This window comes from Pectobacterium polonicum (assembly GCF_005497185.1).
GTDB classification, from domain to species: domain Bacteria; phylum Pseudomonadota; class Gammaproteobacteria; order Enterobacterales; family Enterobacteriaceae; genus Pectobacterium; species Pectobacterium polonicum.
The window spans coordinates 1-18650 of record NZ_RJTN01000004.1 but is presented as its reverse complement, the minus strand read 5'-3'; the positions used below and the strand labels follow the sequence as shown (position 1 = coordinate 18650).

Sequence of the window (18650 nt, the reverse complement as noted above, 5' to 3'; positions counted from 1 at the left end):
ACCGCTGACGGTATTTGCATCCGTCAGAAATTAACGTCACTGATTGAAGTGAGATAAGAATGAATAGTGAATAAAACGTGCAGGGATTATAGCGTGCAAAAACTGAAGGATAAATAGTACAGTTTGTTGATTCGGTTTTTTTATCTTTAATGTCATTATTTTGGTTTTATATTTTAATTTAAAATTGTCTCTTGGTGTTTAATTTCATTTTATTTTAATTGCTGGATTTTTATTCTGTTTATTTATTGGTGTTGGAAATTTAATTTAATTAAAATAGTACAGATTTGAGATGTGTAAATATAACAGTTTCATTTTTTATTTTATTTTACATTTGGCGATAAAAATAATGGGGAATTATCAGAATATCCTTACTAAAAAGATGGAGATGATGTGCGTGTGCCGTATGCTAAATACGGCACACCTAATTGGTATGATGAAATACGGGTGCCAGCGATTACACGGAAGGGGCTACCGGCCACATGACTGGCGCAGCGGTGAGATCAATGCGGTTCAACGTCACCAGATAAATTTTCCATTGGGTTAGCCGCTCTTGCTCTTCATCCGTGGCAATGGCTAAGTCCACTGCGTAGTTCAGCTCGGCAATTCGGGTATTTGCTGTCGCGCGCCGTGCTGCCAACTCCTGCTGCAGGCTTTTGGTTGCGGCAAGCTGTTGCGCCTCCAGATTTGTCACCCAGGCCGCTCCATTCCACTGATCAAATTCGGTTGCTGGAGCCAGAAATGTCATATTTTCAGGCAGTTCACCGAACTGCATCACCGTCTGCGCCTGTCGAGTTTCCGTACTGTAAACCGTCTGGCCGCGATGGTCTGGCACCTGTTCCCATGCCTTACCGTCTGCACGACGGCGCAAGGCGTGGCCGACAGGCGGCAATTGCGGTTCGTCTGCGTAGCTGTCGGCTGGCAGGCCAACACCTTGCATAACATATTCATAGCTGGCGCTCTGATATTCCCGTGTAGCCGGATTAACGTGATAAACGGTAATCCAGCCGGAATTGATTGCCAGCCCACGTTCGTTCAGTTCTGCGTTTTTAATTTGTGTTGAATAGTTGCTCATTATGCTGCTCTCACGATGTAGTTAAATGCGATGTTGCGAGGACGGTTTTCGGATGCTGTCGGGACGACGCGGGATGCATCAAGACCTAATCCCATATCGCCAGCACCGCCTTTGCCGCCAGGTCCTCCACTTGTTTGATAAAACGCGCCAGTGTATCCATTCCCCTCCTCTATTGCCCCGCTGACTGAGCCAGTAATATTCCTAATGGCATCACCCTGCGCAGATAGTAACGCACGTCCCGCATCAGCGCCGCGCCCATCATCCCAACCGCGCACAAATTCGCCGCGTAAATCGGGCAGGAAACCGGATGGGTATCGTGACGCTAAAACAGGAAATTGTGCAGTGTCGAACTGCTGGCCGTTGCATTTCAGCCAGCCTGATGGGGCGACTGCACCGGGGAATAACTGCGGCATGCCAACCAGTTCGGATGTGGGTAGTGCGCCGATGGTTTGCGGGGTAAGGTTTCCGGTGTGGTACACCGTATACCACACTCCATTATCGTTATTCCGGAAATAAATTTCATCGCGCGAAACAATGCCAAGTTTGCTCGTGCGATTACCGATGACGATAGTATCGTCACCAGCCAGCGCCATCATTTGTCGATAGTTATCGTTAGATAGCATACCGACTATCGCCATATCCACGGGCATCGCAACACCGACATTCCCGCCGATTTTCATGCCGTTGTTCATCACCCCACCGCCGAGGGCGAGAGCGCCAATATCATTGGCCGTCGGCTTAAATTGGGTTGTATATATTTTTGCCCATGACTGTTCAAATCCCTCGCCATCTCGCGCGGTGCGATATGATAATCCGCCATTTCCATACTCGGCCAGCAACTGCAACGCTGGGCAACTGCCCCATCCGCCATTGAAATGCACAATCATTTGGCTATAGCTGTCCCTCTGTGCATTATAAACGCCCGAATTATCATTCCACGCCACATCAGTATTATTTACAGTACCTACAAATCCCGACTGAAATGCGCCAACATCATTAGCCGTGGGTTTTCTATGAGTGCTATATATTTCGTGCCAGTCCAGCCATTGGCCATTCAAGCGGTGCCGATAATATTCACGCTGTGAGTTCAGCCCCAGACATTTCAGTACACCGTATACGTTGTTTAGCGTTGGCATCCAAAAAAACAGATACGAAATATCACCGGGTGGGATATTCAAATACCCGCCGTCGTGTCCAGCATAAATCCCGGACGGCGCAGTATTAAAAAATGTGTTGATATCTGTATTTGCAGGAATAGATATAGCATTACCGCCCAATCCATAATCACCGCGTAACATCGCATTTCCTAGTCCAATATTATTTCGGAATTGGGATTTATCAGGAATATCCGCGCCGTTTTGGTCTTTTGCCAGCTTGCCAGCAATCGCATTCAGCATCGTTGTGGAAAAGTTCGGGTCATTCCCCAGCGCGCTCGCCAGCTCTTGCAGCGTATCTAGCGCTGCTGGTGAACCGTTTACCAGTGCGGCTACTGCTGCTTTCACAAATGCCGTGGTGGCCAGTTGCGTGTCATTAGAACCGGATGCTGCAGTTGGAGCGGTTGGCGTCCCCGTGAATGTAGGACTCGCTTTCGGCGCGTACTGGGGATGTGCATCAAGAGTTGATGCATGGGCATTCAACTTATTGGCTACGTCAGTTTTCACATCAGCAATCGTATTCAATACGGTTGTGCTGAAGTGCGGATCGTTGCCTAACGCGTTCGCCAGCTCTTGCAGCGTATCCAGTGCCGCCGGAGAACCATTGACCAGTGCGGCAAGGGCCGATTTCACAAATGCCGTGGTGGCAATTTGCGTGTTGTTTGCCGTTTGCGCTGTCGTTGGCGCGGTGGGCGTTCCCGTCAGCGCTGGGCTATTTTTTGGGGCATATTGCGAATGCGGGTCGCTGGCGGCGAGGTGCTTTTGCAAACTCTCGCCCGTGGTTTCCTGCATTTTTTTTAGGTAAGCCGTGCGGCTGGCTAACTGCTCAGCCTGACGGTTGGAGATTCCCCCAGGGCCTGCAACAACAGGGTCCGATGTCTCAAGCTGATAAATTCCATCAATCCAGCTTTCTTGTTCAGATAAATTCGCCATGCTCATGCGTTCCTATGGTTGTGACGTCGCTACGATGCGGCTTTTACAGCGATTCTTTCTGTTTCCACGCCGATGTCAGCATCATGCCGATGGCTATAAAACAGTTTTAGTAACGATGATGAGAGTACCTTTTGCGATGGGGCTGGTTTAGTAACGGAGTTTAAAAATTGAAGTGAAACGTGTACGAGCTCGGCAGCCATCGTGCGGACAACATGTCCTTGCTTCCCGCCAAATGTGAATGGGTGCAAATGGCGCGCTAATTGCATATTCCTGAATGTGATTTTTTCAGGAGAGACAGCGATGGTGGCAGAGCCTTCAACGACAATTCGATTTTTACTCGCCTCGCGCCAGTGTGAGCTGAACAGCCTGCGTTACTTGCTGCAAAGTGGCGAGCTGGTGGGAAAGATCAGCCAGCTTGTGCATCTACTACAGCGCGAACGAGGGACGGCCAATCTGTTTCTTTGCTCCGACGGTCGATTCTTCGCCGATGAGCTGATGCTACGTGAAAGGGATGTACAGGTGGCGCAGACGAATCTGATGGCGCATCTGGCCGGGTTGGAAAAAATGACGGCGGAATTGCCGCAGGCGAGTCGCCTATTCAGCCGTGTTGCCAGCGTGGTCTATGCGCTGAGTCTGCTGCCTGCACTGCGTCAGCAGACTCGCCAACGTTTGCTGCCCCAGCCGCAGGCGATGACATTTTTCAACGACATTATTCGTAACCTATTGGCGCTGGTTTTTGAGGTGTCGGACACGGCGGCCGATCCGGGGATTTCCCGGGCGCTGATTGCCATGTTCAGTTTTATGCAAGGGAAAGAGCTGGCGGGGCAGGAGCGTGCTGTCGGTGCGGCGGCTTATGCTGGGGGGAGTGTCGATGAGGACACCCGGCAAAAGCTACTGGACTTAATTGAACGGCAGGAGCGCTGTTTCGATACCTTCCTGAATTTTAGCGACGAAGAAAGCCAGCGGCGGTGGCGCACTATCGCGGTGGACAGTGAGTTTGAACGTCTGCGTCGCATCGTGTGCACTCGCAGCCCGATAGAAAAACTGTCGGAAGCCGATAGCCTGCACTGGTTTTCGGTTGCCACGCGGCGCATCGATGAAATGAAAAAAATGGAAGATGAACTGGAGCTGACGCTGATGCAGCGCTGTCGAACGCGTATTGCGGCAGCGGAGAAGGCATGCAGCGATCAACTGGCTGATTTTGAAGAGCTAATGGCGCAGCAGGAAGGTGACGATCCCGGTTATTCGATATTTATCGCCGGTCACGACGTGGAAGGACAAAACGTGCAGCCCGGTTGGCTACATAGTGACGGCGTCAGCCCACAGCTGGGGCGATCGCTGCTGTCGCTGGTGCAGCAACAGTCGCGTCGCTTACAGGCGCAGGATCATGAATTGGCTGCGCTGCGAGCCACGTTGAATGAAAGAAAGCAGATCGATCGTGCGAAGGGCTTACTGATGCAACACCGTGGATTAAGCGAAGAAGAGGCCTACAAAACCCTGCGTCGCATGGCGATGAGCCAGAATAAAAAGCTGATTGACATCGCGACGGCGATGCTCGCGGTGGCAGATGTATTCGGAGATACCCCTTAAGGGGTATATGCACATGAACTGTGCGTGTTCTGCCAGTTGGCGGTGCAAGGAGTGCCCTCGTGGGAGGTAAAATAACGGAATACCAACAGTATGAGGTGGTTTCGTGCGTAGCTGGTTCTCGCTGTCGTTGTGCTGTGATAAGCGTAAATAACGCTGAAGAAAAAACAGACTTAGGATGAGCGGCAGGGAAGCCGCGAAAGCCGTTGCCGCGTCGGGAACGCGTCAACGGCGGTCCGTTAAGAGGCTGTTTTTTATGAAGGTATCGCGTAGCGACGTTATTTCTCGCGAAAAAGCCACGGGTCACGGGGCGGCGACGACTGAGCGCCCCGTGTCGGGCGCGTGCTACGGCGTAGCATAGAAATAGCAATACTCTGGCGCACGAAACAATAACCTTAAATTACATATTGTTACCTAAATTTCAGTTCACCTCATGATTAAACCACTCCCCTCGGCAATATGTAAAACTGTGATAGCTGGCACAAACCTTGCTTTAACTCATTAGCAACAACCAAACATTCATAATGCGTTTCGGGCCAACGGCGGTGCGGAAGGTGTTAATCGGACAACGGCGTCCATAAGCGTGCAGATTCTGCATGGGCTTGTGGACGCCGTTTTTGTTTTTACCGCCTGAAAAGGTGTTTTGCGCAAGGGTGTCGTTGATGAGTGATTCCAAAACCAAAAGCATGACCGTCTCTCGCCGCCAATTTCTGTTGGGGAGCGCCGCACTGGGGGGCAGCCTGATGCTGCCAGGGTTGATGAATAGCGCCTGGGCCGCCGGTTCCGATGCGCCGGAGAAAAAGGAAATTCGGGTTGGGTTTATCCCGTTGACGGACTGCGCCTCGGTCGTGATGGCGGCAGTGAAAGGTTTCGATAAGAAATACGGCATCACCATTGTTCCCAGTAAAGAAGCCAGTTGGGCTGCGGTACGTGACAAGTTGGTATCGGGCGAGCTGGACGCCGCACACATTCTGTATGGTCAGCTGTATGGCCTGCAAATGGGGCTGTCCGGAGGGCAGAGCAACATGGCGGCACTGATGACGCTCAACCAGAACGGACAAGGCATCACGCTGGCGAACCAGTTGCGTGAAGCCAACGTCACGGATCTCGCCGCGTTGCAAAAGTATATCGCTGCCAGCCCGGCTGGCACCTATACCTTCGCCCAAACCTTCCCAACCGGCACGCACGCCATGTGGCTCTATTACTGGCTGGCTTCCGCTGGCATTCATCCGCTGAACGACGTGCGCACCGTGGTGGTGCCGCCGCCGCAGATGGTGATGAACATGAAGATTGGCAACATGGTTGGCTATTGCGTCGGCGAACCGTGGAATCAGCGTGCCATCAGCGAAAAAATCGGTTTTACCGCCGCCACCTCGCAAGACATTTGGCCGGATCACCCAGAAAAAGTGTTGGGTACCCGCTCCGACTGGGTGAACGGCAATCCGAATAGCGCCCGTGCGCTGACCGCCGCGATCCTCGATGCCTCACGCTGGATTGATGCCTCTGATGACAACCGCCGCGAAACGGCTGGTGTCATTGCCGGACGCGCCTACATCAATGCCAAAGAAGAAACCATCGTCGGACGCATGCTGGGCCAGTACGAGAACGGGCTGGGGAAAAGCTGGAAAGACGAACACGCGATGCGTTTCTACCACGACGGTTCCGTGAACTACCCGTACCTGTCCGACGGCATGTGGTTCCTCACCCAGCACAAACGCTGGGGCTTGCTCACCGAAGAGCCGGATTATCTGGCCGTCGCGAAGCAGGTTAACCGTATTGATATCTATAAGCAGGCGGCCGATGCCGTGGGGAATGTGTCGTTGCCCGGTAGCGACATGCGCAGCAGCGTGCTCATCGATGGCCGTCGCTGGGATGGTAGCGATCCCGCGGGTTATGCCAACAGTTTTAGCGTGAAGAAATAAGTGAGGTTGATGATGAAAAACCAGGCCCAGGTCATTCCAATTACCGCGGATAACGCCCCGGAAACCGTACACAGCGCTGAAATTACGCCGCTGCCAACTAAACCCGCAACGCCTGCAAAAGCACCGGCGGCACCGGCTTTCGCCTACCGCCCGCTGCTGCGCAAGCTGTTTCAGCAACTCTTTCCTGCGGCACTCGGACTGGGGCTGCTGGTTGCGGTCTGGCAGATTGCTGCGCTCAACAGCGAAAACTTCCCGACGCCGTGGACGACCTGGCTTGCGGCGCTCAGCCTCTTTGCCGATCCGTTTTACATCGCAGGGCCGAACGATCAGGGCATCGGTTGGAACGTATTGGCCTCACTGCAACGTGTTGGCATTGGCTTCGGACTGGCGGCACTGGTCGGCATTCCTGCTGGTTTCCTGATTGGTCGGTTTACGTTTCTGGCCAACATGCTCAATCCGATCATTTCGCTGCTGCGTCCGGTCAGTCCGCTGGCCTGGCTGCCTATCGGCCTGCTGCTGTTCCAACGTGCCGAACCAGCATCCAGTTGGACCATTTTTATCTGCTCCATCTGGCCGATGATTCTCAATACCGCCGAAGGCGTGCGCCGTATTCCACAGGATTATCTGAACGTAGCGCGCGTACTGAAGCTCTCTGAATTCACCATCATGCACAAAATTCTGCTGCCGGCGGTGCTGCCTAACGTATTGACCGGCGTGCGTCTGTCAATTGGTGTTGCCTGGCTGGTGATTGTGGCGGCGGAAATGCTGACCGGCGGCGTCGGTATCGGCTTCTGGATTTGGAACGAGTGGAACAACTTGAATGTGGAAAACATCATTATCGCCATCGTGGTGATTGGCGTTATCGGTCTGCTGCTTGAGCAGGGACTGGTGTGGATTGCTAACCGTTTCAGCTATGACAACCGCTAAGGAGCCGACGATGCGTACAACACCGATTATTCAAGTGCAACAGGTGAGCCAGCGTTTCAATACCGCCAGCGGTGAGTTTCTGGCGTTGGATCAGGTGAGTTTTGATATTCACACCGGTGAAACTATCAGCCTGATCGGCCATTCCGGCTGCGGCAAATCTACGTTATTGAATCTGATCGCCGGTCTGACGCTGCCGAGCAGCGGCGGCCTGTTGTGTGACAACCGTGAAATTGACGGACCGGGGCCGGAGCGCGGCGTGGTCTTTCAGAACCATTCTCTGCTGCCGTGGCTGACCACCTACGAAAACGTGGCGCTGGCGGTACGGCAGGTGTTTCGCGGGCAGATGAACAAGCACGAGATGCATGAGTGGATTGCCCACAATCTGGAACTGGTACACATGGGGCATGCGCTGAACAAGCGGCCTAATGAGATTTCCGGCGGGATGAAGCAGCGTGTAGGCATCGCCCGTGCGCTGGCCATGAAGCCGAAAGTCCTGCTGATGGATGAACCGTTCGGTGCGCTGGATGCACTGACTCGCGCACATCTTCAGGATGCGGTGATGGAGATTCAGCAGCGGTTGCAAACCACGATTGTGCTGATTACCCACGATGTCGACGAAGCGGTGCTGCTGTCGGATCGCGTGCTGATGATGACCAACGGCCCAGCGGCGACGGTTGGTGAAATTATGAAAGTTGAGCTGGAACGTCCGCGTTCACGCGTCGTGCTGGCCGACGATCCACGCTACCACCACTACCGTCAGCAGGTGCTGCATTTCTTATATGAAAAACAGCCTAAAGCAGCCTGACAGCGAGGCCGGAACGATGATGAAACCGCATCTGATTGTGATTGGTAACGGGATGGCGAGTGCGCGATTCGTCGATGTGCTGCGCCAACTGGCCGCCACGCGCTTCCGAATCACCGTGATTGGTGATGAACCGCGCGCCAGCTATAACCGTATCCTGCTGTCGCCGGTATTAAGCGGCGAAAAAGCGTTTACGGATACGCTGTTGACGCCAGCTGCTATTGACGACGATGCGGCGCTGCCGGTGAACACTCTGCTGGGTGAGCGGGTAACCCATATCGATCGCCAGCAGCGTGAGGTGACAACGACGCAACGGCAACTGCATTACGATCATCTGGTGTTGGCGACCGGCTCCACGCCGTTTATGCCGCCGATGCCGGGTATCGATCTGGCGGGCGTGTGCGGCTTCCGCACGCTGGATGATGTCGAACTGATGCTGACGACGATTCGCCAGTCCGTCCCTGCGGTGGTGATTGGTGGTGGCCTGCTCGGCATTGAAGCCGCCGCAGCGCTGCAACTGCGTGGTGCCGACGTCACGTTGCTGCATCGCGTTCCGGTTCTGATGGAGCGTCAACTGGATGCCACGGCGAGCGACCTGCTGTGCGACAGCCTGCGCGAACGCGGCATTGCCTGCGAGACGGATGTGCAGGTTGTGGCGCTGCATGGCGATGAACGCGGGGTGACGGCGGTCGCACTGGCAGATGGCCGCACGATTCCGGCGGGTCTGGTGGTGGTGACCGCGGGCGTGATTCCTGCCAGCCAACTGGCGCGTGAATGCGACTTGCCCTGCAACCGTGGCGTGCTGGTGGATGGACAACTGCAAACCGCCGACCCCTACATCAGCGCGATCGGCGAATGCTGTGAACTCAATGGCGAAACCTTTGGGCTGGTTGCCCCGTGTTTCGCGCAGGCTACGCTGGTGGCACAGCGCCTTGCTGGACATGCACCGCAAGACTATCAGCGTGAACAGGCGACGACGCGACTGAAGGTCACAGGGATTGGCGTAGTCAGCGGCGGCGATATTAACGTGGCACCGAATGATGAGGTGTACACCACTTTTGATCCGCAGACGCAGCACTATCGTCGTCTGCTCCTGCGCGACGGTCGGCTGTGCGGTGTCTTGCTGTATGGCGACACTGACGACAGCCCGCGTCTGCTGGCCGCGATGGAGAGCACCACTGAAGACGAGATGATACCGCCTGCCGCGCTGCTTTTCGGCCTTTCTTCCCCTGATTCTGACCCACAGCCTGAAGCTGTAAGGATTCCTGTCATGAGCAAACCTATTTTGGTGGTCGTCGGCCACGGTATGGTCGGCCACTATTTTCTTGAACAACTGGTTGAGCGCGACCTGCATCAGCATTATCACATCGTGGTCTTTGGCGAAGAGCGCCATGAAGCCTATGACCGCGTTCACCTCTCCGAGTATTTCTCCGGCCGCAGTGCCGCTTCGCTGTCGCTGGTGAAAGACGGCTTTTTTGCCGAGAGCGGCATTGAGCTGCGCAGTGCCAGCGAGATCGTGGCTATCGATCGTGAACGTCAGTGCGTGAGTGATGCGCAGGGCAGAGAAACCGCCTACGACAAACTGGTGTTGGCGACGGGGTCTTATGCCTTTGTTCCGCCGATTCCCGGCAACACGCGCCCCGGCTGTCTGGTGTATCGCACGTTGGACGATCTGGATGCGATTGCAGCACAGGCGAAAAAAGCTAAATCCGGCGTGGTGATTGGTGGCGGTCTGCTGGGGCTGGAAGCCGCCAACGCCCTGCGTCAACTGGGGCTGGACACCCATGTGGTGGAGTTTGCTCCGCGTCTGATGGCGGTGCAGCTGGATGACGGCGGTGCCACCATGCTGCGCCGCAAGATTGAAGCGCTGGGCGTACAGATTCATCTCAGCAAAGAAACGCGGGAAATTACCGACGGCGAGCAGGCGCTACATCGCCTCTGCTTTGCCGACGGCAGCATATTGGAAACCGATCTGGTGCTGTTTTCCGCCGGCATTCGCCCGCGCGACAAACTGGCGGATAGCTGCGATTTAGAGAAAGGGCCGCGCGGCGGCATCGTGATCGATGACCGCTGCCAGACGTCCGATGATGCGATTTTCGCCATCGGCGAGTGTGCGCTGTGGAAAGGGCAGATTTTCGGGCTGGTGGCACCGGGCTACCAGATGGCACGCAGCGTGGCGGATACGCTGGCGCAGCGCGATACGCCATTTACCGGTGCGGACATGAGCACCAAGCTGAAATTGTTGGGCGTTGAAGTGGCCTCGATTGGCGATGCACATGGGCGCACGGCGGGAAGCCAAAGCTACCAGTGGACGGACGGCCCGAACGAGGTCTACAAGAAAATCGTGGTGTCTGCCGACGGCAAGCGTTTACTGGGGGCCGTATTGATCGGCGACAGCAGCGATTACAGTACGCTGCTGCAAATGATGCTCAACGACATGCCGTTGCCTGCACAGCCGGAAGGACTGATTTTGCCTGCACGTTCTGGCGATGCGCCGAAAGGGCTGGGTGTGGCGGCGTTACCTGCCAGCGCACAGATCTGTTCCTGCCATAACGTCAGCAAAGGCGATATCTCGGCGGCGGTGGCGGGTGGCTGCGGCGAACTGGGCGCGCTGAAAACCTGCACCAAGGCGGGAACGGGCTGCGGTGGCTGTGTGCCGTTGCTTAAGCAGGTGATGGAGTATGAGCTGACGCAACTGGGCGTCGAAGTGAAGAAGGATATTTGTGAGCACTTCGCCTATTCGCGTCAGGAGCTGTACCACCTGATTCGCGTGCATGAGATCCGCTCGTTCGACAGCCTTCTTGAGCGTTACGGCCACGGTTTGGGCTGCGAAGTGTGTAAGCCGCTGGTGGGGTCGATGCTGGCCTCCTGCTGGAATGACTACCTGCTGCAACCGCAGCACTTGCCGTTGCAGGATACCAACGATCGTTTTTTTGCCAACATCCAAAAAGACGGCACCTATTCTGTCGTGCCGCGCGTTCCGGCTGGGGAGATCACACCAGAAGGCCTGATCGCAATCGGGCAGGTCGCGCAGCGCTATAACCTGTATACCAAGATCACCGGCGGCCAGCGGGTGGATTTATTCGGTGCTCGCTTAGAGCAGCTTCCAGCGATCTGGCGTGAGCTGATCGATGCGGGATTTGAAACCGGTCATGCCTACGGTAAATCGCTGCGTACCGTGAAGTCCTGCGTGGGCTCGACCTGGTGCCGCTACGGCGTGCAGGATTCCACCGGGCTGGCGATCCAACTGGAGCACCGTTACAAGGGGCTGCGCTCGCCGCATAAAGTCAAAATGGCGGTGTCTGGCTGTACTCGCGAATGTGCGGAGGCTCAAAGCAAAGACATCGGCGTGATTGCCACGGACAAAGGCTGGAATCTGTACGTGTGTGGCAATGGCGGCATGAAACCGCGCCATGCGGATCTCTTCGCCAGCGATCTGGATACGGAAACCCTGCTGCGCACCATCGATCGGGTATTAATGTTCTATATCCGCACCGGCGATCGCCTCCAGCGCACCAGTACCTGGATGGATAATCTGGAAGGCGGTATCGACTATCTGCGTCAGGTGATTCTGGAAGACAGCCTGAATATCGGCGAAGAGTTAGATAAAGAGATGCAGCGCGTGGTGGATGCCTACCAGTGCGAATGGCAAACCACGCTGGAAAGCCCGGAACGTCTGGCGCTGTTCCGCGGCTTCCTGAACAGCGATAGCCCGGATGAAGCGGTGGTAATGGTGCCAGAACGCGGGCAGATCCGTCCGGCACAGGATCATGAGAAAACGGTATCGCCAGAACCCGCTGTGCTAAAACCTGCCGCGCATGAAGCGGAGTGGGTGCAGGTTGCAACGCTGAGCGACATTCCGCGTCATGCAGGCATGGCGGCACGTCTCGGACAGCAGCAAATTGCGCTGTTCCACCTGCCGGGCAGCGAGCAGCAGGTGTACGCGTTAGAAAACCACGAACCAGGCAGCGGGGCGAACGTGTTGTCGCGTGGGCTACTGGGTGACGTGGCGGGTGAGCCGGTCGTGATTTCTCCGCTGTACAAAAAACGCTTCAAGCTGCGGGATGGCGTCAGCACGGATGACAGTGCGTTGTATGTTCGCGCCTGGCCGGTGCGCGTGGAAGATGACGAAATTTGGGTATGCCGTCAACCGCTGGCCGTGCCGGAAAGCGTCGGTCTGGCAGACAATGATATGGCGAAAGCATCATGAACGCGCCCGTCTGTCGGACAACCTGCCCGTATTGTGGCGTCGGCTGTGGCGTGCTGGCAGAACACGATGGGCAAGGGGCGGTAAAAATCAGCGGCGATCCCGCACACCCTGCGAACTTTGGGCGTCTGTGCGTCAAAGGTTCCGCGCTGGGAGAGACGCTGGATTTGAAAGGCAGATTACTGTGGCCGCTGGTGGAAGGGCGTCGAGTGAGTTGGGAACAGGCGCTCGATACGGTGGCTGAACGGCTGCTGGCAACGATGCAGCAGCACGGTCCGCAGTCGGTGGCGTTTTACGGTTCAGGCCAACTGTTGACGGAAGATTACTACGTCGCCAACAAGCTGATGAAAGGCTTTATTGGCGTCGCCAATATGGATACCAACTCGCGCCTGTGTATGGCATCGGCGGTGATTGGCTACAAGCGCGGGCTGGGGGCGGATGCGGTTCCCTGTAACTATGAAGATATTGAGCAGGCGGATGTGGTGGTGCTGGTGGGGTCTAATACCGCCTGGGCACATCCGGTGGTGTATCAGCGGTTGGTGCAGGCGAAACAGCAGCGGCCGCAGATGCAGGTGGTGGTGATCGACCCACGGCGTACTGCAACCTGTGATATCGCCGATTTGCATTTACCACTGCAGCCCGGCAGCGATGCCGGGCTGTTTAACGGCCTGCTGCATTGGCTTGCACAAGGTTCACGTATCGATCGCGCCGCATTGGCTGAACGCTTTTCCGGCGTGGAGGAAGCATTACAGTCAGCGCAAGCATGGTCGGTGGCACAGGTGGCGGATTTCTGTCAGTTGGATAAAGTCGATATCGAGTGTTTCTATCACCTGTTCAGCACCAGTGAAAAGGTGGTGACGCTCTATTCGCAGGGTGTTAACCAATCGTCCTCGGGCAGTGATAAATGTAACGCGATCATCAATGCTCACCTGCTGAGCGGCAAAATTGGTTTACCCGGTAGCGGTCCCTTTTCGATAACCGGACAGCCAAATGCCATGGGCGGGCGAGAAGTAGGCGGACTGGCTAATCAGCTTGCCTGCCACATGGGCTTTACGCCGCAGGATATCGATCGCGTGGGACGTTTCTGGCAGAGCGATAACGTAGCGACGCAGCCCGGCCTGAATGCGGTAGACCTATTTCGCGCAGTAGAACGCGGCGATATTAAGGCGGTATGGGTGATGGGCACCAATCCGGTGGTATCGATGCCGGATGCCGACCGGGTGAAACAGGCGCTGGAGCGCTGCCCGCTGGTGATCGTCTCCGAGGTAATGCGTCATACCGATACCGCAGAAACCGCTGATATCTTACTGCCCGCGTTGGGTTGGGGAGAAAAAGATGGCACGGTGACCAATTCCGAACGCCGCCTTTCCCGTCAGCGTGCCTTTCTGCCTGCACCGGGGGAAGCCAAAGCTGACTGGTGGATGCTGAGTCAGGTAGCGCAGCGTATGGGATTTGCCGAAGCATTTGCCTATCAGCATCCCGCAGAGATCTTTCGTGAACATGCGGCGCTGTCCGGGTTTGAGAATGACGGCAGCCGTGCGTTTGATATCAGCGGGCTGGCGACGCTCAGTAATCAGCAGTGGCAGCAGTTGGAACCGATACAGTGGCCAGTGAATGCGGCATACCCACACGGGCGAACCCGACTGAGTGATGATGGGCGGTTTTGGCATGCCGACGGCAAAGCGCGTCTGGTGGCGGTAACGCCGTCGCTACCGCAAAGCCCGTGGAGCGCGGCGTATCCGCTGGTGCTAAATACCGGACGAATCCGCGATCAGTGGCACACCATGACGCGTACCGGTAAAGCGGCTCGGCTGATGCGTCATATCAGCGAACCCTACTGCGAGCTTCATCCACAGGATGCACAGACGCATGATATTCAGGCGGGCGATCTGGTACGTCTGTCATCGGTGCACGGCTGGATGCTGGCTCGGGCGCGTCTCGACGTCGGGCAGGCGCGCGGCAGCGTGTTTGTGCCGATGCACTGGAATCAGCAGTTCAGCGCTCAGGCGCGGGCTGACAGTTTAGTTGCGCCGATTACCGATCCGTATTCCGGGCAGCCGGAAAGTAAGCACAGCCGAGTCCGCATCCAGCCCTGGCATACCGCCTGGCAGGCCACGCTGTTTTTTGCCGACGAACCCGTTCCAGCGCCATTAACGTTACCTACAGAGCATGATGTTCTGCCGCCGCCCACAACCTATTGGAGCAAGATCCCTCATGAAGGCGTGACGCAGTATCTGTTTGCCGATCGTGTACCAGTAGACGATTGGCAGGCATGGCTGCTCGAACATTATGGGTTGGAAAACATGCAGTGCCAGATCGCGCAGGGCAACGGTGTATTTCACCTGATTGGCTGGCGTGAAGGGCGCGTAGTGCTGGCCTGCTATGTCAGTGCACAGACGCTGCGTATCGACAGCGATGCGGTGCGTCAGGCGTTTATCACTCCACCGCAGCTACCGCACGAACGCCACGCGTTACTGGCGGGTCAGGCTCCACAAGGACAGGTGAAGCAGGGAACCACGATTTGCAGTTGCTATAGCGTTGGCGAAGCGATCATCGTCGGTGCGATTCGTAAGGGATGTCACAGCGTGGCAGCGTTAGGCGGCACGCTGAAATGCGGCACCAACTGTGGTTCCTGTATCCCCGAACTGAAGGCGTTATTGAGTCAGCATGTACCGATAACGGTCAATGAATTGAAAAAAGCAGGTTGAGCGCCACGGCGTAATGAGGTGTGACATGATGACAACACAATCAATATTGGCCGCAGGCCAGCGGCGTCAGCCCGTACTCGGCGGTGAAATTTGGCTGGTGGGGGCTGGGCCGGGCGATGCGGAACTGCTGACGCTGAAGGCGCTGCGGGCAATCCAGCAGGCGGATGTGGTGGTTTACGATCGACTGGTGTCGACGGAGATTATGGATCTGGTGCCAGAACAGGCGCTGTGTATCGACGTCGGCAAAACGCGCGGCTGTCATCGATTGTCGCAGGAAAAAATCAATCAGCTGTTGGTCGAATTGGCACAAGCTGGACAGCGGGTGATCCGTCTCAAGGGCGGCGATCCGTTTATTTTCGGGCGCGGCGGCGAAGAGATGGACTATGCCCAGCAGGCCGGAATTGTCTGTCATGTGGTGCCGGGCATTACCGCCGCGACAGGTTGTGCGGCGGCAGTGGGATTACCGCTGACACACCGTGCCTGCGCGCAGTCTGTGCGCTTCGTGACCGGCCATTCGCGCGACGGCGAACCGCAGTTGGACTGGCCGACGCTGGCGGACAGCCAGCAAACGCTGGTGTTCTATATGGGGTTGAGCCACAGCAGTCGACTGTGCCAGCGCCTGATCGAACACGGTCTGTCCGCGCAGACGCCCGTCGCGATTATTGAACGCGGCACCCAGCCGGATCAGCGATTATTAACGGCGACGCTGGCGACCTTACCAGCACTGCTGGCCCGCTATCAGCCACAGTCGCCCAGCCTGCTGGTGGTGGGTGACGTCGTTCGCTTCTGCCGTCATCCGGCGCTGCATGTTGATGCAGCCCCTGCACGGCTGATGATGGAAAAGCATGCAGCGGCCTGACGGCAACAAATTCCTTTCGATGATTAGCGCCTCATTTGGAATGTGAAGTAAGCAGGTTTTTCTTCGAGGCGCTTTCCACTTCCTACGCTGTTTTCTGTTTTGATATCGCATTCCCAGTATCCTCCCACTGAGTTTTAGCCAGTGTCTGACAAGGAAGGGGACGAAATGCCATCGCATGATGCGATCTTCAAACAGTTTCTCAGCGATATCGTGGTCGCACGGGATTTTCTAACTATTCATCTGCCGGATGAAATCCGCGAGCGCTGTGATTTCAGCACGCTGCAACTGGAGTCCGCGTCGTTTATTGATGAAAAGCTGCGCGCGCGGATATCGGACGTGCTGTACTCGCTGCGTACCACCGCAGGTAAAGGATATATTTACTGTGTGATTGAACACCAAAGCCGCCCGGAAAAGCAGATGGCTTTCCGGCTGCTGCGCTATTGTCTGGCTGCCATGCAGCAGCATCTGGATCAGGGACACGATCGCTTACCGTTGGTGGTGCCGCTGCTGTTTTACCATGGCAGAGCGCGTCCTTATCCCTACAGCCTTCGCTGGCTGGACAGCTTCGCCGATCCCGTACTGGCACAAGCGTTGTATGAACAGCCTTTCCCACTGGTGGATTTAACCGCTATTCCGGATGATGAGATTCGCACGCACCGACGCATGGCGTTACTGGAACTGGTACAGAAACATGTTCGTACCCGTGATATGCTGGAGTTGGCGCGTGAAATTGGGTTACTATTTGAACGCTGGTCGGTGCCGCTGACGCAGCGTCGGGCGCTGTTATTTTATATTGCACAAGCGGGAAACACATCCAAACCCGCAGATTTTATTGATGCACTGGCAGCACCGCTATCAACCGGTCAGGAGGACATTATGACGATTGCAGAACAATTGAAAAAAATGGGATTCGAGGAAGGAATCCAACGCGGTATTCAGCAAGGATTGGAGCAGGGCATTGAACAAGGGATGAAAAACAGTGCCAGACAAATTGCCCGTAATTTATTGCTAACGGGAATGGATAAGAACAGCGTGCAGCAGGTCACTCAGCTTGAGGAAGAAGAGCTGGAGCAACTGGTTACGACCATCCTGCATGAAACACAGCATTGATATGTGCGAGAAATCGAGCGTTGCTGCTGCCTTTTACGGCGGTCAGTCAGGCAACGCTCACGTCCTTTCGCTAACGCGTTGCTTTTAGCCTTTACGGACTCGCGCCGTCAGCCCTTTCAGAAAGTAGCGGATCACCTGATCGCCGCAGGTACGATAATTTTTATGCTCAGGCGCGCGCATCATCGCGGTGACTTCCGGCACTGAAATGCGAAAATTTTGTGCCAACAGGATCGCCTGAATATCATCCGTTTTTAGTGAAAACGCGACACGCAGCTTTTTCAGAATAATATTGTTGGTCATCTTGCGTTCAAACTGCGGTGCAGGCTGGTTCTCATCTTGACCGCGTTTTTGCAGAATCAACCCGTTCAGGAAATAACTCATCACGATGTCCGGGCAAGGCTGGTAGCCTTCCTCTCCCTCTTTTTTGACGTAGCTCGCCAACTGCTGGGGAGGGACGGTCATCTCCACCAGCGCCAGGATCTTCAGCAGGTGGTCATTATTGAAATTCAGCATATAGCGCACGCTGCGCAGGACGTCGTTGTTCATCATTACCGGGTTTTTCTCGCCACTCGTCTTGGTTATTGCCGGGTAGTATAAGGGAAGCGCCAATAAATGCAGAGGCGATCGCTATTGTTATGATGAATTTTCGTTTCTGACGCCGATATCACGATGTTGTCGCTTTCATATCATTTGAGTGATAACCCACAGAAAGGCAGTGCTGCAAATCGCGTAATGGCATTTTTTCTAATTCAAGCATCGGCAATATCGTATTATCTCGGCGAAAATCCCGTCCCCATATGGCGGCAACCACGTTAATCACTGAGGTATGTTGTGGCAATGCCAATCCCACTTTTTTCGCCATCGCTTCAGCAAAAACCAAGCCATACGGTGTGTCCTCTAAAATAAAACGCGTATCCAGCGTCGTTGGGCCTGCCGGGCCTCCGCGCCGCCGATGAAGTTCCTCTGCGATATCGGCCAGTTCACTTTCGGGCAGATCAAAAGATTGCTGAAAGTGTGCTTCAATACTGTGGATTGTGAGCCCAAAGCGTTGCGCCAGCGTCTGGCGCTCTTTTTCCAATGAGGTAATCAGATTGGCAACCCCTGGCGTCAGATAGTGATATTGGGGCCAACTTTCATGCCTTTCTATCCGTGTGACGTTACACAGCGCCAGCCCCAGGTGAGCGATGGGATTAATGTTGATCAATGACGTTGCCAGTACGTTGGTTTGGGCGCGGAAGCGGTGACCGAAAAGGGCTGAACACAAGGCGATCGCGCGTTCATTCTCCTGCATGGGTAAGGTGGCAACATGGACAAATTTCCTGGCCGCCATGATGGCGACTTCATACCCGTTGACCTGACGGCGGGCGGT

At 55.4% G+C, this 18650-nt stretch carries 12 protein-coding genes; 8 read left to right on the top strand and 4 right to left on the bottom strand.

The features are described 5' to 3' along the window. Nucleotides 1–454: 454 nt before the first annotated feature. Nucleotides 455–1072 carry a tail fiber assembly protein gene (locus tag EDI29_RS06225; RefSeq protein WP_137740193.1) on the bottom strand — a complete coding sequence of 206 codons (618 nt, stop codon included), beginning with the start codon at nucleotides 1070–1072 and terminating at the stop codon, nucleotides 455–457. Continuing rightward, complete coding sequence (locus EDI29_RS22945; protein ID WP_241664893.1) at nucleotides 1072–3159, bottom strand: phage tail protein; 2088 nt, start codon at nucleotides 3157–3159, stop codon at nucleotides 1072–1074. Before EDI29_RS22945 ends, EDI29_RS06225 begins: the two co-directional genes overlap by 1 nt. Before the next feature lie 300 nt (nucleotides 3160–3459). Between EDI29_RS22945 and EDI29_RS06210 the strand changes: the two genes are divergently transcribed. From EDI29_RS06210 to EDI29_RS06170, 8 genes are all read left to right on the top strand, one after another. Then, the gene (locus EDI29_RS06210) at nucleotides 3460–4749 is read left to right on the top strand and encodes a nitrate regulatory protein (protein WP_137740192.1); all 1290 of its coding nucleotides are present in this window, start codon (nucleotides 3460–3462) and stop codon (nucleotides 4747–4749) included. A 659-nt stretch (nucleotides 4750–5408) separates the two neighbouring features. Beyond that, nucleotides 5409–6668 (top strand): CmpA/NrtA family ABC transporter substrate-binding protein, encoded by a 1260-nt coding sequence (locus EDI29_RS06200; RefSeq protein WP_137740190.1) that lies wholly within the window; start codon nucleotides 5409–5411, stop codon nucleotides 6666–6668. Between the two features lie 12 nt (nucleotides 6669–6680). Continuing rightward, nucleotides 6681–7595 carry a nitrate ABC transporter permease gene (ntrB, locus tag EDI29_RS06195; RefSeq protein ID WP_137740409.1) on the top strand — a complete coding sequence of 305 codons (915 nt, stop codon included), beginning with the start codon at nucleotides 6681–6683 and terminating at the stop codon, nucleotides 7593–7595. 10 nt (nucleotides 7596–7605) lie between these two features. Beyond that, entirely contained in the window at nucleotides 7606–8400 is a 795-nt protein-coding gene (locus EDI29_RS06190) for an ABC transporter ATP-binding protein (protein WP_137740189.1), read from the top strand. Nucleotides 8401–8419: 19 nt separating this feature from the next. Further along, the gene (gene nirB / locus EDI29_RS06185; RefSeq protein WP_137740408.1) at nucleotides 8420–12607 is read left to right on the top strand and encodes a nitrite reductase large subunit NirB; all 4188 of its coding nucleotides are present in this window, start codon (nucleotides 8420–8422) and stop codon (nucleotides 12605–12607) included. Next, the gene (locus EDI29_RS06180; protein WP_137740188.1) at nucleotides 12604–15312 is read left to right on the top strand and encodes a nitrate reductase; all 2709 of its coding nucleotides are present in this window, start codon (nucleotides 12604–12606) and stop codon (nucleotides 15310–15312) included. Before nirB ends, EDI29_RS06180 begins: the two co-directional genes overlap by 4 nt. Nucleotides 15313–15337: 25 nt before the next feature. Beyond that, a complete protein-coding gene (cobA, locus tag EDI29_RS06175; protein WP_137740187.1) occupies nucleotides 15338–16171 on the top strand; it encodes a uroporphyrinogen-III C-methyltransferase in 834 nt (277 codons plus the stop codon). Nucleotides 16172–16336: 165 nt separating this feature from the next. Continuing rightward, nucleotides 16337–17281: an Rpn family recombination-promoting nuclease/putative transposase gene (locus tag EDI29_RS06170; protein ID WP_137740186.1), complete on the top strand. Its 945-nt coding sequence runs from the start codon at nucleotides 16337–16339 to the stop codon at nucleotides 17279–17281. A gap of 84 nt (nucleotides 17282–17365) precedes the next feature. Here the strand turns inward: EDI29_RS06170 and EDI29_RS06165 are convergent, their stop codons facing one another. Both EDI29_RS06165 and EDI29_RS06160 read right to left on the bottom strand, forming a co-directional pair. Then, the gene (locus tag EDI29_RS06165; RefSeq protein ID WP_137740185.1) at nucleotides 17366–17830 is read right to left on the bottom strand and encodes a YehS family protein; all 465 of its coding nucleotides are present in this window, start codon (nucleotides 17828–17830) and stop codon (nucleotides 17366–17368) included. A 115-nt stretch (nucleotides 17831–17945) separates the two neighbouring features. Continuing rightward, on the bottom strand, nucleotides 17946–18650 hold a 705-nt coding region (locus EDI29_RS06160), incomplete at its 5' end, for an NAD/NADP octopine/nopaline dehydrogenase family protein (protein WP_193555644.1).